This window comes from Cytobacillus sp. FSL K6-0129, assembly GCF_038007625.1.
GTDB classification, from domain to species: Bacteria; Bacillota; Bacilli; order Bacillales; family Cytobacillaceae; genus Cytobacillus; species Cytobacillus kochii.
In genome coordinates this window covers 1,443,093-1,457,735 of sequence record NZ_JBBOXM010000001.1, presented here as the reverse complement: position 1 = coordinate 1,457,735, position 14,643 = coordinate 1,443,093, and the positions used below count along the sequence as shown (strand labels likewise).

General features: G+C 35.3%; 16 protein-coding genes. 15 read left to right on the top strand and 1 reads right to left on the bottom strand.

The window, feature by feature from the left end; genetic code table 11:
* The first annotated feature begins 72 nt into the window (after positions 1-72).
* The 15 genes from MHI57_RS07075 to MHI57_RS07005 all read left to right on the top strand — a co-directional run bounded on the left by MHI57_RS07075 (position 73) and on the right by MHI57_RS07005 (position 13,937).
* On the top strand, positions 73-2,907 hold the full coding sequence (locus tag MHI57_RS07075; RefSeq protein WP_340975516.1) for a phage tail tape measure protein: 2,835 nt from the start codon (positions 73-75) through the stop codon (positions 2,905-2,907).
* A 1-nt stretch (position 2,908) separates the two neighbouring features.
* Positions 2,909-3,760 (top strand): phage distal tail protein, encoded by an 852-nt coding sequence (locus tag MHI57_RS07070; protein ID WP_340975514.1) that lies wholly within the window; start codon positions 2,909-2,911, stop codon positions 3,758-3,760.
* 47 nt (positions 3,761-3,807) lie between these two features.
* Positions 3,808-4,761, top strand: coding sequence for a hypothetical protein (locus tag MHI57_RS07065; RefSeq protein WP_340975512.1), 954 nt, complete (start codon positions 3,808-3,810; stop codon positions 4,759-4,761).
* A 12-nt stretch (positions 4,762-4,773) separates the two neighbouring features.
* Positions 4,774-8,274, top strand: coding sequence for a Gp37-like protein (locus MHI57_RS07060; protein WP_340975509.1), 3,501 nt, complete (start codon positions 4,774-4,776; stop codon positions 8,272-8,274).
* Positions 8,275-8,286: 12 nt separating this feature from the next.
* Positions 8,287-8,583, top strand: coding sequence for a hypothetical protein (locus MHI57_RS07055; RefSeq protein ID WP_340975507.1), 297 nt, complete (start codon positions 8,287-8,289; stop codon positions 8,581-8,583).
* Positions 8,584-8,712 carry a hypothetical protein gene (locus MHI57_RS07050; RefSeq protein WP_340975504.1) on the top strand — a complete coding sequence of 43 codons (129 nt, stop codon included), beginning with the start codon at positions 8,584-8,586 and terminating at the stop codon, positions 8,710-8,712. It begins immediately after the preceding gene.
* A gap of 42 nt (positions 8,713-8,754) precedes the next feature.
* Positions 8,755-9,027, top strand: coding sequence for a hypothetical protein (locus MHI57_RS07045; RefSeq protein ID WP_340975502.1), 273 nt, complete (start codon positions 8,755-8,757; stop codon positions 9,025-9,027).
* Positions 9,020-9,259, top strand: coding sequence for a phage holin (locus MHI57_RS07040; protein WP_340975500.1), 240 nt, complete (start codon positions 9,020-9,022; stop codon positions 9,257-9,259). Before MHI57_RS07045 ends, MHI57_RS07040 begins: the two co-directional genes overlap by 8 nt.
* A gap of 51 nt (positions 9,260-9,310) precedes the next feature.
* A complete protein-coding gene (locus MHI57_RS07035) occupies positions 9,311-10,105 on the top strand; it encodes a M15 family metallopeptidase (RefSeq protein WP_340975498.1) in 795 nt (264 codons plus the stop codon).
* A gap of 195 nt (positions 10,106-10,300) precedes the next feature.
* Positions 10,301-11,044 (top strand): polysaccharide deacetylase family protein, encoded by a 744-nt coding sequence (locus MHI57_RS07030; protein ID WP_340975496.1) that lies wholly within the window; start codon positions 10,301-10,303, stop codon positions 11,042-11,044.
* A 166-nt stretch (positions 11,045-11,210) separates the two neighbouring features.
* Entirely contained in the window at positions 11,211-11,360 is a 150-nt protein-coding gene (locus MHI57_RS07025) for a hypothetical protein (protein ID WP_340975494.1), read from the top strand.
* Positions 11,361-12,150: 790 nt separating this feature from the next.
* Positions 12,151-12,564 (top strand): hypothetical protein, encoded by a 414-nt coding sequence (locus MHI57_RS07020; protein WP_289434097.1) that lies wholly within the window; start codon positions 12,151-12,153, stop codon positions 12,562-12,564.
* Between the two features lie 74 nt (positions 12,565-12,638).
* Positions 12,639-13,229, top strand: a complete 591-nt coding sequence (locus MHI57_RS07015) for a DUF6944 family repetitive protein (RefSeq protein ID WP_340975491.1) — start codon at positions 12,639-12,641, stop codon at positions 13,227-13,229.
* 85 nt (positions 13,230-13,314) lie between these two features.
* The gene (locus MHI57_RS07010) at positions 13,315-13,716 is read left to right on the top strand and encodes a hypothetical protein (protein ID WP_289434095.1); all 402 of its coding nucleotides are present in this window, start codon (positions 13,315-13,317) and stop codon (positions 13,714-13,716) included.
* Positions 13,717-13,754: 38 nt separating this feature from the next.
* Positions 13,755-13,937: a transcriptional regulator gene (locus MHI57_RS07005; RefSeq protein ID WP_340978566.1), complete on the top strand. Its 183-nt coding sequence runs from the start codon at positions 13,755-13,757 to the stop codon at positions 13,935-13,937.
* Between the two features lie 23 nt (positions 13,938-13,960).
* Here MHI57_RS07005 and MHI57_RS07000 read toward each other — a convergent pair whose 3' ends face one another.
* Positions 13,961-14,578: a hypothetical protein gene (locus tag MHI57_RS07000; RefSeq protein WP_340975489.1), complete on the bottom strand. Its 618-nt coding sequence runs from the start codon at positions 14,576-14,578 to the stop codon at positions 13,961-13,963.
* Between the last annotated feature and the right edge of the window lie 65 nt (positions 14,579-14,643).

Genomic DNA, 14,643 nt, shown 5'->3' with positions numbered 1-14,643 from the left:
TGATGCGCTCAAAAAAGAAAAAGTGATCCACACGTTAGATCAAACACCGTTCTTATAAAGTGAGGTGAGAACATGGCAAATAATAGAGAGCGTGACGTAGTTCTAAATTTTAAGATGAATGGGCAAGTACATTATGCCCAAACACTTAAACAAATCAATATGGTGATGAATAATGCTGCTAAAGAGTATAAAAACCACATCGCTGCTATGGGGAGAGATGCCTCTGTCACTGATAAATTAAGAGCCGAGAAACAAAAGCTTGAAATACAAATGGAAGGCGCTCGTAAACGTACTCGAATGCTTAGAGAAGAATATGAAGCGATGGCGAATGATACGAATACATCGGCTCAGGAATTAAATAAGATGTATGGGAGGTTACTTGATGCAGAGCGTGCTGAGACATCTTTGCAAACATCTTTAGAGCGTGTAAATGGTGGTTTATCTGAGCAAGCACTAGAAGCTCGTGATGCAAAGGATAAATTGGGTGAACTTCAAGATGAAACTAAATTGCTTGAGGCAGAGAAAAAGAACCTTGCTAGTGCAATGAGGTTGGAGACACAGGCACTTGATGAGAACGCCACCGAGGCGGAAAAGCTTGAATTAGCTCAAAGTCAGTTAACCAGGCAGATGGATTTAACGGAACGAACTATCGCTAATTTAGAAAATCAATTGGAACAAACGAAAAGAGTATATGGTGAAAATTCTATTGAAGTTATGCAGATGGAAACTCGTTTGAATGAAGCTAGGAGTACCTTGAATAATTTTAGACGCTCTATGGATCAAGTTGGTGATAGTGCGGATGATGCTGGAAATGACTTAGAGGAAATCGGAAACAAATTAGATTTAAATAACTTGATGGAAGCGACAGAACTTCTTCAAGGTGTAACAGATAAGTTATTGGAGCTAGGAACGGCTGCAATGGATTCTTCACTTGAATTTGGGAATTCGCAGTCCTATTTACAAGCAAATTTAGGTGTATCAGCTGATGAGGCAGAAAAGTTAAACAGTATTGTTGACGACGTATTTAGGAATGGGGTTGTAGGCTCAGTTAATGAAGCTTCTGAAGCGGTAATGTTAGCTAAAAGAGCATTTAGTGATCTAAATGATGTAGAGTTGACCAAGTTAACAAACAACCTAACTACCATAGCCAAGCGTACTGGAACGGATGTAAACGAGAATGTAATAGCAGCTGAAAAACTGATGATGGAATTTGGTTATACGAGTGAAGAGGCAATGGATTTATTAAGTGCTGGATATGAAAATGGTTTAAATAAATCTGGTGACTTTTTAGATACAATCAATGAATATGCCCCACTTTTCGCAGATGCTCAATTTTCAGGTGAACAGATGATGGAATCCTTAAAAAATGGGTTAGAAGGTGGTGCAAGAAACACTGATTTAGCTGCCGATGCTATTAAAGAGCTTCAAATTAGGTTTGGTGATGGTACTTTTAAAGATAATTTGGATATGTTTTCGGAAGATACAGCTAAGCTATTTAAAGGTTGGGAAAAAGGCGAAGTAACGATGGCAGAAGTTATGAACAGTATCCAGAAAGATATCCAGAAAATGGACTCATCTAAACAACAAGAAGCATTAAGTACATTATCTACACAATTTGAGGATTTAGGGATTCGAGGCTCTACTTCTTTGCTAGGTATTGGAGATGGATTAGATGATGTAAATGGTAAAGCTGATCAGATGGCTGAAAAATCCCCAGGGGAGAAATGGGAATCTTCTTTGCGTGAACTACAGCAGTCATTATTGCCAGTTGGTCAAAATTTAGTTGATGCCTTAACGCCAATAGTGGATGGCTTAGCTGAAATAGGAGAATGGTTTTCCAAATTACCAGGACCTATCCAAACGTTCGTTACTGTATTTGGCGGAGTTTTAGTCGTTGCAGGAGCGTTAACACCAGTTATTATTGGATTAGTTGTTGCTATTGGAGCACTTAATCTTTCATTATTACCGATTATCGGTATCGTTGTTGGGGTTGCAGCTGCTATAGCAGGGGTTGTATTAGTTATTCAAAATTGGGGGGCAATAACAGATTGGATAGGTGATAAATGGGATCAATTTACTTCCTGGTTGTCAGAAACTACCTCAAATTTAGCAACTAATTTTGTTAATTGGTTCAATGACATGAAAGATGGAGCGGTCAATAAATTCAATGAGCTTAAAGATCAAGGTTTAGCAAAAGTGAACGATTTGAAAAATAGCGGTGAAGCAGTTGTCCGAAAATTTAAAACTAATGTCGTCAATAAGGCAACTGAATTAAAAGATGGTTTTGTTAATAAAGCAACACAATTGAAGGACAATACCATTGGAAAATTCAATGAGTTAAAAAATCGTGGTGAAGGACTAGTTAAAGGTTTGAAAGATGGCGCTATTAATAAGCTAAATGAACTAAAAGATAAAGCTGGCAATGCAATGGAACAGGCAAAGGAAAACATACTTTCTCCAATTGAAACTGCCAAAGAAAAAATATCAGGTTTTATTGAGGATATAAAAGGATTCTTTGAAAATCTTAAACTTAAAATTCCTAAGCCAGAAATGCCAAAAATGCCTACATTCTCATTGGAAACGTCAACTAAAACTATATTTGATAAGAAAATCACTTATCCGTCTGGCATCGGTATTAAATGGAATGCTAAAGGTGGTATTTTTACACGTCCAACTATATTTGGTATGAATAACGGTGTTTTACAAGGTGCTGGTGAAGCTGGACCAGAAGCAGTGTTGCCATTAAATGAGAAAACTTTAGGGGAAATTGGTCGAGGGATAGCTGCCACAATGAAGGGAAATGGTGTGACTCAACATATAACCATAGTTAGTCCAGAACCATCTTCACCTTCAGAAAACGCTAGGAAAATGAAACAAGCTGCACGCCAATTGGCAATGGAGTGGTGAGATGAAAAGGTTAACTTACACGAATAGTAGGGGTGAAAGTATTTTATTTGATACGGAACCTTATTTTATTGATAGTTTAACAGGTATTGGAGAAGTGTCGGCTGAAATACAAAGTCAGCGAGCACCGTATCAAGATGGAGACACTTATATAGATACCATTCTACAGCCTAGATTTCCCTCATTAGAAGGAATAATTATTGAGGGTGACTTATTGCGAATAAAACAATTAAGAAAGCAAATTTTGCGTGTTTGTAACCCTAAATTAGGGTTAGGCAAATTAACATTAAACCTTGATGGGGATACAAAAGAAATATACGGTGTATTAGATGGTGCGCCTACTTTCCCCGAAAGAGGGGAAAACCTTTTCCAAACGTTCATGATTAATTGGAAATGTCCTAATCCTTATTGGCGTGATCCGAAAGAAGTTTCAAGAGCATTACGAGCATATGAAGGGTTATTTAAGTTGCCAACGACGTTTCCTTTTGAATTAGGGTTAAGTGGTGATTCAACGATCTTAGTAAATGAGGGAGATGTTGAATCACCAGTAACGATAGATATTCAGGGACCAATTACAAACCCTCAAATTATAAATGTCACAACTGGTCAATATATTCGTGTGAATCGCTCTTTATCAGATAATGAAGTTTTACACATTAATACAGATGATCAAAATAAAAGAGTTGAGATATACAGGAATGGAGCAACAATCGAAAAGGCGATAGGATACCTAGATCATTATAGTGATTTTTGGAAACTAGAGCCTGGTCAAAATGAAATAAAATATATAGCTGATGCTGGTACAGCTAATGGTATCGTTGCAATCGCATGGCATAGTTATTATTTAGGCGTTTAAAAGCACTTTGAAACAGTGCTTTTTTTTATTTTATAAGGGGTGAAGAGATGGAACGCTCTTATTTTTTCGATAGTACACAGGAAGATCAAAGGGTTTACCAGGCGGCAGATTTCGCAAGATTTCACGCTCAAATTATTGGCAACGGTGTATCAAATACAGTTAATCTTCCTGATTTGACTGTAGAAGCCAAACAAAACATGACAGTCACTTTAGGTGCAGGCTATATGTTTGCGAATGGTTACATGTATGAAAATACTGCTGCGTTGGATTTGGTTCATGATGTGGCTCACACAACGCAAGATCGTATTGATAGGATAGTTATTTGTTTTGATGGAAACCCTGCGGAAAGAAGGATATATGCATATGTAAAGAAAGGTGTTCCTGCAAGTAATCCAGTAGCACCAGCTATCATACGTGATGGATATATTTTTGAAATGAGTGTGGCACGGGTAAGAATTACTGCTGGTAAGTCATTCATTGAGCAAAATCAAATTACAGATGAAAGAACGAATGATGCAGTTTGCGGATATATCCCTTTACACAATATTTACCGAGGGTTACAAATTAATGAAGTAGGTATGGTGTCCATGCCCAATCAATCATTTATGAAAGCTATAAATAGGAATCCAATACAATTAACTTCAACTCGACAAGTGATTCCATTTGGAACAATTGAAAGGGATAAGCAAAGTGAAATAAAAAATTCTACTACCTTTAAAGCAAAAGCGAATGGGATTTATCAATTTTGGGTCGAATTTGCTTGGCCACAAGAAGATGGTTTAACGGGTTCAGATATACAGGTTTATTTATTTGTAAATGGACAAGAGTCCTTCCCACTTGCTGCAAATGTACTTAGTGATGTAAATGATAATTTTGTCATTCAATCTGGTTTTGATGAATTAAATGCAGGGGATGAGGTAACGATTCAGGCTCTTGCATTTCGTGCATCCAATTTACCTACAACAAACTTTATTAGAATTCGCATTGCAAAAATGGCATAGTCAGGTGACTTTATGAAACAACCTATTAGAATTTATAATTCATTTATGAATCTATTACATGAAACTGACAAATATATCAGTCTAAGAATAGTACCAAAATTCTATGAGATTGGTGAGTTTGAATTACATGTAAATCAGTATATTGAGGGAGCAGAATACTTCCAAAAAGGGAATGTGATTATCCCTAACAAACGTGGGGATAAGGCAATGCTTATTCGTCACCGTGAAATTGCATTAGATGAGAGTGGCAAGGCGTCTGAGAATTGGAAAATAACAGGTGTAACGTTAGATGGTGTATTAGATCATAGAATAACTGTGCCACCTTCAGATACAGGATATGACCGTAAAAAGGGAAACGCAGAAACGGTTATGAAACATTATGTTTATAATCACTTTGTCAATCCAACTGACCCAACTAGACGCATTGATCAAATAGAAATTGCCCCTAACTTGAATAGAGGAATTGAAATTAGTTGGGAATCAAGATATAAATATGTTGCTGATGAGATCGTAAGTATAAGTAAACAGGCTAATTTAGGATTTGTCATTTATGCAGACATGACATTAAAGAAGTGGATATTTGATGTGGTTGAACCGAGAAATTTAACAAAAGATAATCCAGGTGGCTTGCCGCCTGTTTTTTTTAGCCCTGATTTTCAAACCATTAAAAATCAATTGTTTGTTGATAGTGACCTAAATTTAAAAAATGTAGGGTATGTTGGTGGACAAGGTGAGGGGACAGAAAGAAAAGTAGTAAAAGTCGGTCAAGGCGTAGGGTTACAAAGAAAAGAAACCTTTATTGATGCAAGGGACGTAGGGAATTCAGAAGACGAGGAAGAACTCACGGACGAAGAAATGGAAGAGTTATTGATTCAGCGTGGGGAAGAGAAAATGAGGGAGTTTCTTACAAACTTCTATCTTGAAGCGCAGATATTAACGCCCACCATCAATGACCATTCTGGGCGCTTTGCATTAAGAAGTCCTTTTGAATATGAAGTTGATTTCCGTCTTGGTGATGTAGTAGAAGTGTTTAATAAAAATTGGAACATTACAATGGATGCACCTATTACTGAGTTTACCGAGATATATGAAGCAAGTGGCTTCTTATTAGAAGCAACATTTGGAGAATCGCAGCCCACGCTGATTACTAAAATTAAAAATAAATTTGATGATATTGAAGGCGTAGAAAAGCAAGAGTTTCCAGTCAAGGTTGCCGTGGATCAAATGAAACAGGCTATTCAATATAGTGATGAAAAATTGTCTGAGGAAGAGAGAAAACGAATTGAACAGGCGATGGAAAACCTAGAAAAAGCGCTTAGTTATACAAAAGAATATGCTGAGAAGAAACGTGTGGAAAGTAAGACAGCACCATCTGATACAGAAGTAATTTGGATTGATACATCTGATCCGAATAATATCATTTGGAAGGTGTGGAATGGTTCTGAATGGGTAGCTGGTCCAAGTGGTCCACAGGGTATTCCAGGACCACCAGGGGAAAAAGGAGAGCCTTTATATACATGGCTTAAATATGCTAATGATGCACAAGGAAACGGCATGTCAGATAGTCCAGATGGTAAGCCTTATATGGGGATTGCTTATAATAAACAATCTCCTAATGAATCATCTAACCCAAAAGACTATAGTTGGTCAAAAGTTGAGGGTCCACAAGGTCCGAGTGGTCCAGAGGGAATCCCAGGACCGCCTGGTGAAGATGGATCACCACGGTATACATGGATTAGATATGCGGATGATGAAAACGGTAATGGATTTAGCAATTTACCAGAGGGGAAAAAGTATATTGGCTTTGCTTATAACAAGACCGTTTCTACAGAGTCAAACAATCCATCTGATTATACATGGGCATTAATCAAAGGTGATAAAGGAGATAGAGGAGACAGAGGGCCGCAAGGAGTCGAGGGACCAAAAGGAGAAGATGGGCAATCTCTCTATACTTGGATAAAATACGCCACGAGTTCTAACGGTGATGGGATGTCTGATAATTCAAGTGGTAAGACATACATTGGATTAGCTTACAACAAAACAACACCTACTGAATCAAATAGCCCTGGTGATTATTCTTGGTCAAAAATTGAAGGTGAGCAAGGACCACAGGGACCAAAAGGCACAGATGGAACGCCTAGATATACATGGATAAAATATGCGAATAGTGCAACTGGAAGTGGGATGAGTGATTCACCTGTAGGTAAGCAATATTTGGGTATTGCCTACAATAAAACCACTGCTAATGAATCAACTAATCCGTCAGATTATGAATGGAGCAAAATAGAAGGACCACAAGGACCTAATAAGGTTGATAAAGATACCACATTTGGTGATAAGTGGTTGGTTGCACGTTACATTGAATCTCTAAATGGCTTAAATGTTGGTCAAGGGCAGTTTGTCGTTGATGCAGATGGAAATGTTAGTTTTGCTGGTCATCTTGTCGGTGCTTCAGGAACTTTCGGTGATGTATCTGTAAAAGGCGGAGACTTTAAACTTGAAGATGATAAAAGTGGAATGGTTTATACATCTACACCTAAAAGAAATCTTCTTCGTGATCATTCTTTTGAGCTTTTAGAAGTTGATAGAACTAACATAAACACTGACGCATTTACTTATAACTGGTTGCCCGCAAAAAGAACAAGTGTAATGATGGATAGCCCATGGGATATAAGAGGTAACCCAATGGTATCAATTCAATTTGCCCCTTCTGACGCTGCATCAATTGCGATATTTGGTAAGCAAGCATTAGTGGTTAGAAATGCACACTATATGCGTCAATATGTTTATGAAGGGGTTACAGCAAGTAATGTGTATACCGTCTCTGGACATTTTAAAAGACAATGGAGAATAAAGGCAGGCGGTACACCAGTTATCCAAGTATGGCATTGTGATATGGCAGGGAACAGAAAGTCTCAAATAGCTAGTGAAATCTTTCCTGCTGTCAGGTCTGACTATTCTGTAGAACGCTATTCACTTACATTCGAAACACCTTCTACTTTTGTGAATGCTGATAGTATAGAGGTTATCTTCTCAGGTGGAAATGATAATTGGGTGCAAGTAGATGGTGTTCAAATGGTGGAAGGCGATGTTGCATCTGTTTATCTACCAGAAGATAGTATTTGGGAAATTACGAATGGGGATTACCGTCCTATAAGTAAACCTAAAATATTATGGTCAGGCACTAGATATCCCACGGATGCTTCTAATCAAACAATTTACCCTGAATTACCTTTAAGTAAATGCCGTAACGGTTGGATTCTACAGTGGCAAAGTTATACAAAGGGTTCTGGATTGAATAATAGACAATTCTCCTATTCTTACATTCCGAAAGAAGCAGCTCAAATAAACGAGGGATATTCACACTCAGTTGCGGTTGATTACAACGATTTTACTAATACAGGGTCACTTTTTAAGTATCTTTATTTTACTGATGAGAGTATCAGCGGTCATGCTCAGAATGACCAGGGTTTGAATCACTATGTTGCATTAACAAGGATTTATGAATACTAGGAAGGTGTTTATATGAAAATTTATTTTAACCTTGTAGACGGAAGATTAGACGGCTGGTCCTCAACCAAAAGAGGAAATAGCTTTGAAGCTGAGGTGCCAGATGATCATGAGGTTTTAAGTAATCCTTATATCTTTAAATTTGAAAATGATGAGTTTATAAAAGATACAGAGTATCAAAATCAATTAATAGCTGAAGCTGAAAAAGAAAGTAATGTGCCTAACCAGGAAGAGATAAATGCAGTTGCTATTTTAGAGTTAGCCGAGCTTATTTCACAAATGGCCATAACTTCAATGAAGGGAGGTGAGTAAATGTTGGCTATCTTATTTACTACTCAAATTATTCAAGGGAACTGGACATATGAAAGAGTACCCTTGCTTTGGAAAGAAGATGTGAAGGTGTTGCTAGTATCAGAAGGAAGAGAAGATTTGATTAAATAAAGCCGAGTAAGGCTTTTTTATTTTACATGAGGGGGAGAAATTTTGACTTTTATCGGATTGACCATACAAGAATGGGCGGCAACTCTAGCTGTTGTAGGTACTCTCTTTGGGGGTATCTCTTTTATTTTTAAGACAATTATTATAAAGCCATTAAGTGATGCCATTGCCAATTTACAAAAGTCTATAGATGAGTTTAGCGAGCAAATGAAGGAAAGTGATGATGATCGCAAAGCTATCCACATGAGAATTAACAATCTAGATAAGCGAGTTGTTGGTCTTGAAGTCCTCTTGAAAGGAGGTGGTAAACATGAATAAAGATGTTGTGACTCAAGTAGTTGGTTTTTTATCAGCCATCATGATGTTTTTAGGCACTCTCAATGTTAAGTTTGAGTGGCTTACAGCTGCGAGTATTGACGCATTTGGCATTGTCCTTACAGCAGGAATTGCACTTGGAATCACTTTATATACAATTTATAAGAATCATTTTGGATTCACCAAAAAAGCTAAACAACAAAAGGCTTGGCTAGAAAAAGCAGATAAGTTATAAGGCTGTCCAATTAGGCAGTCTTTTCTAATACAATAAAAAGGAGTGTTTTAAATGACATTATATTATCTAGAAAGAAACTTAAATAACATTGCAAAGCTTGCGGATAATACAAAGGCTCTAGCTCTAAAGTGGCATGAGTATTTAGTGAAAAATGATATTAATATTCTTATTTACGAAACTATCCGTACTGAAGCAAAACAGCGTGAATATGTAAATAGTGGAGCTTCTCAAACTATGCGTTCTTATCATTTGGTAGGACAAGCTTTGGATTTTGTTCCTGTAAATTCAAAAGGCAAGACACTTTGGAATGGATATGGTGCAGCTGATGTGAAAAAAGCCATTAAAGAAGCTAAGCGCCTTGGTTTTGAGTGGGGCGGAGATTGGAGAAGTTTTATTGATAAGCCACACCTTCAATATAATCATAAAGGTTATGGTACAGATACTTTTAATGGGTCAAAGGTAGATACTCCCACTAAAGGTGAAGGTACTAAGCCAGCTAATATCGCTACAAGTATTGTGGATTACCTTAAATCAAAGGGGATTAATTCTTCATTCTCTAATCGTGAAAAAATTGCTCAACAGCATGGTATAAAGAATTATAAGGGTACACCTGAACAAAACACATTATTATTGAAGAAGTTGCAAAATGGGGAAAAGCCGACTAAACAAAGCAAACCAAATCCAAAAGGCGACATGAAAACAACTAGTGTGGTTGACTATCTGAAATCAATTAATATTGATTCTTCCATGACTAACCGTAAAAAACTTGCTGCTAAATATGGTATTAAAAATTATAGAGGTACAGGAGCACAAAACACACAGCTATTAAAGAAGTTACGCAGTTAAAAAATCATTCCTTCTCATGCGAGAGGGGCTATTTAAAAAGGAGATCATTTTCATATCATTTTTTCCTCTAAGATATTGAATAAAAACATTCCTATTAATGATAATAAGATAAGGTAAGGTATATTTCACAGCTAGAAAAATATCTTACCTCTAAATTTTGGATGTTTGATAATTGATTCAGATTGGGGACTTAAGATGGTTAAAAAATTCTTACTGATATCTTTTTTTATAATACAAATTTCCCCTAATATAGGTTTAGCGGAGGCAAGTATTAAAAGCAGGGAAGAGTATGAGAAAACCGGATATGTAATTTGGGAAGTAAACACTAATGAAAAAATAATTTCAATTACTTTTGATGATGGTCCAAATCCGATATATACTCCACAAATTTTGGATGTTCTTTCTGAATACAACGCAAAAGCTACATTTTTTATAACGGGAAGCAATGCAAAGAAGTACCCTGATGTTGTTAAAAGAATAGTAAAAGAAGGTCATGAAGTTGCAAACCATACATATAATCATGAAATTGATGCAAATATTACTACTAAAATTCTAAATAACGAGATAGAGTTAACAAATAAGGTATTAAAAGAAATTACTGGATTTTCCCCTTCTCTTTATCGTCCAGTTGCTGGAATATACAATGACCGGATTATTCAAACAGCTAATAACAATAATATGTATGTAATTATGTGGTCTTGGCATCAAGATCCACAAGATTGGAGAGATCCTGGTGTACATGCTATATCATCTCATGTAATTTCATCAGTTAAACCTGGAGATATTATATTACTTCATGATTCAGGCGGAGATAGAACACAAACCGTAAAAGCACTTGAAACTATTCTGGAATATACTTCGGAGAATGGATTTGAATGTAAAACGGTAACTGAAATGATAATAAGTAATGATATACCAAATTACTTTTTATTACACTAATCGACGTTTTTAATGGTATTTATAATCTATGTCCAGCACACAATCTTATTCACTTTTCTCAATAAAGTGCATATGCTACAGGTGAAAAGCCTAATTTTATTTGCTGGTCATGTACCCCTATATGGCATCTAGTACAATTTATTAAGTATCTAAAGGAGAGTATAGTATGAATAACGATTTAGAAGTACTTCAGGAGGCTAAATTCACTTATATTGGAAGATTGTTTACATTAGGTGGTTCAGCACTTTTTCTAATTGGCTCTTTAATAGCTGCCATCGTAGGTTATCAAGCTTACATCAGATTGTTAGAAGAATAAATTACTTCATTTTAATAATAGTAAGGGGCATAAGGTATGGTGAGTAAATAAGGTAACGAAAACTTCTATAATATTTGACCTAAAAAGCCCCTGCTGCTAGTTCTCCTAAAAATGGTCTTCCAAACCTGGCTGTTAATTCGGTCATCATTAGCCTTCTCGTGTTAGTATTATCGTTCTAGTCTATGATAAAAGTCCATTTATGGACGTGTATTATTTTGATTTTCCATACCATTATTGTTGTATCCACATCCTACTAGACTTGTTATCAAAAATACACTTGATAAAACAAATAGTAAAACTTGATTTTTTCATGAATAATTAGAAAGAGAAAATCCAATTAAGAAAAAATATATCCTAGAAAAGCGTATGTCCACAAAAATATATTGATTGAAATCCCCCCAAACCTCCCAAAAATGATTAGGGGAGAATACTACACTTTACAAAGTAAGAAAAAATAAAAACCCCAGAAACATTAATATATCAAGTTAAGGATTTAAATCATAAAAATAATACATTCTTCTCAACTTCATAATCTTGTTAGTACATCTTATGAATAATGTGGAGGAATAGTGCTTATAGATGATTTAAAAATCCCAAAAGCTGAATATATATAATAAATTGTGTGAGCGACTTAAATTCTGAGTAACTTTAGATTATCTAGTAACATTTCTAGGCTAATATCATAGTGTATTAAAGGTGGATTTAATGATTTAAGTAAAGAAGAGAAGAATGGATAATCATAAAATAAAGGATGTAACGAAACTAAAAAAGAGTCGGAGTGACATTATTTATGCCAATTAATTCTACTGAGAGAACTGAAGCTGAGAAATCAGTTGAAGAAGAAATAAGGAGTATTGAAAGTAATATTGCAATTACCCAGTGGATACAATTAGTTGGTGTTTTATCTGAAGCTGTTCTTCTAACTAAATTATATAATTTAAAAGACGGTCAAAACATGAACTCAAATGGTGAGGGTAAAATATTGTCTGGTATATGGGTACAGACAATAGGGCAATTAGCAGAGGCTACAGGAGTAACTAAACAGTTAGAATCTCTAGATGAGCTAACGTTACTTAAATTTCAGGAAATTGCAGTTGCAGGGGATTTACTTCAATCAATGGGAGCAGGTCTACAAGCAATAGGAGGGGAACAGATTTTAGCTGAGGATGGTATAGGTAACGTTTATGAAAATATAATACCTTAACATGATAACAATAAACTCATCTATTTTATATGTAAATACCCTTATGTTTTTCTGGCGAAAGGATTAAAAAGTAAATGATAATTTCTGGAGAATACCTTGTAATTTCTGGAGCGATAATTCTTGCTATTGGTGCTGTTGTTGAGGGAATAGGTCAAACAGAATCATCTTTGACAGAGACAGATTTAGGTAAAGATCTTGTTATCAAAGGAAATTCAGTTGAAGCATTTGGGAATACATTGCAAGCTGTGGGCAGAACTCTACTACTGGAGGATAAAAGAGAGGTCACTCCTTCAGAGCTTTATACTATAACTGGAGCATGGATAGAAGCTGCAGGTAATACAGGAAATGCACTTGGAATAAGTATTGAATTGTCAGGTTTAGAAGAAGAAGGAATCCTTATTGATACACTTGGAAGTGAAGTTCAAGGTCTTGGTGCAGGGCTTGAAGCTTACGGCGCATATATTTCTGAGGATTCTAATTTTAGAAATTTAGGAATTTTAGGTAACGGACTGATATCGTTTGGATCCTTCACAGTTGCAATAGGAAATATCTTTATTTTAAATAACCTTATTCAAAAAGGAGAACTTATTCTATTTGTTGGAAGTTGGTTACAGGTTATCGGTTCTTTCATTTTAATCTTTGCAATAAATAATGAATTTTTTTAATCAAGTACAGTTTATAGAATCGTTAACAGTATTTAAATAAATTTCTTTCATTTTTAGTGAATATTAGTGAATAGGGGGCGTTAATTTGAATAAACAAGATGCACGGATGTTACAACTAATCGGTGGGAATATCATTAATATTTCTAAGGTGATATCACCGAAAATAAATAAAGATAATTTGATTTTAAATAAGATAGAATATATGGATAATATCACAAAATGTATTAATTCAGGATATGAATGTTTATTTTCGATAAATAGTAATGAGAAATCTCCAATAATGGACGGTGAATATAACTCTCTAGTAACAGTATACAGAAAATTACTAATATGTTTAGAGGATTTATTACAGAATATTGATGGATCTATTATAAATATCAAACTTGAAGATTTAAGTACCCATTTTTCTAATCTAAAAAAAATTGAAGTTGAACTTTCTTTAGCTACAATTCAAATGATAGAAAAAATAAGTGAACAAAGTAAATAATATTTTTGTATTAAAGAAATTATTTAAGGTGTCTTTATATAGTAATTTTTGATGTTTCAACAAATAATTATCCGCCTTCATATAGAGAGTTAGGAACTATGGTTGGGATAGCATCTCCATCAACTATAAGCGGACTTTTAAATAAATTACGAGAGAATGGATATGTAAATTGGGAAGAAGGACGACCAAGGACTTTAAGAATAATAAAGACAGTCTCATGATTTGTGAGACCGTCTTTATTTAATTATTCAATTTCAAATTCAATTCGCTTTTCTTCTCCAATACTTTCACCAGTTTGCGTGTCATAAGGTGCTGAGATTATAACAGTAATTCTTTTTACGTCTTTATCAATGTTATCTAGAAACCACCATGTTGAACCTTCTTTGGTTACTTTACCTAAGGAATCTCCGCCAGCTTCACCCATTAAACCTAGATCACTCTCAATTTGTTCACCTGTATCGGTTACTATAATTGCCTGGTTGGGGTCAAAGGTTATATCATCTTCAGTTGTGTTCTCTGCGGTTATATCAATGATTATTCCTCGTGAAGTCTCTCTACCATCGTTAATGTACTCAACCATTTCTTTATCTAGTTCAACATCAACAACACGAATATTATTTAATTCAAGCTTCATGGGATCCATATCAATTTTTTTTGCTTCTTTTGGACCATTGGCAATTACTTTTACTTGACCAAAACCTTCTTCGTAAAAGCTTCCATCTTCTTTTTCATCTTGATTAGTTTGAGTGGATTCACTTTGACTAGTTTCTTTTTCTTTGTCAGCACTTACTGTGTCATCATTGCTACATGCTGCTAATGTTAATGAACCAGCAATTAATGAAAATAATAAAAGTTTTTTCATACCACAATATCCCCCAGAGTTGTATTTTTCTAAATTTTATTATCGGATAAATGTTTAGAAATTTA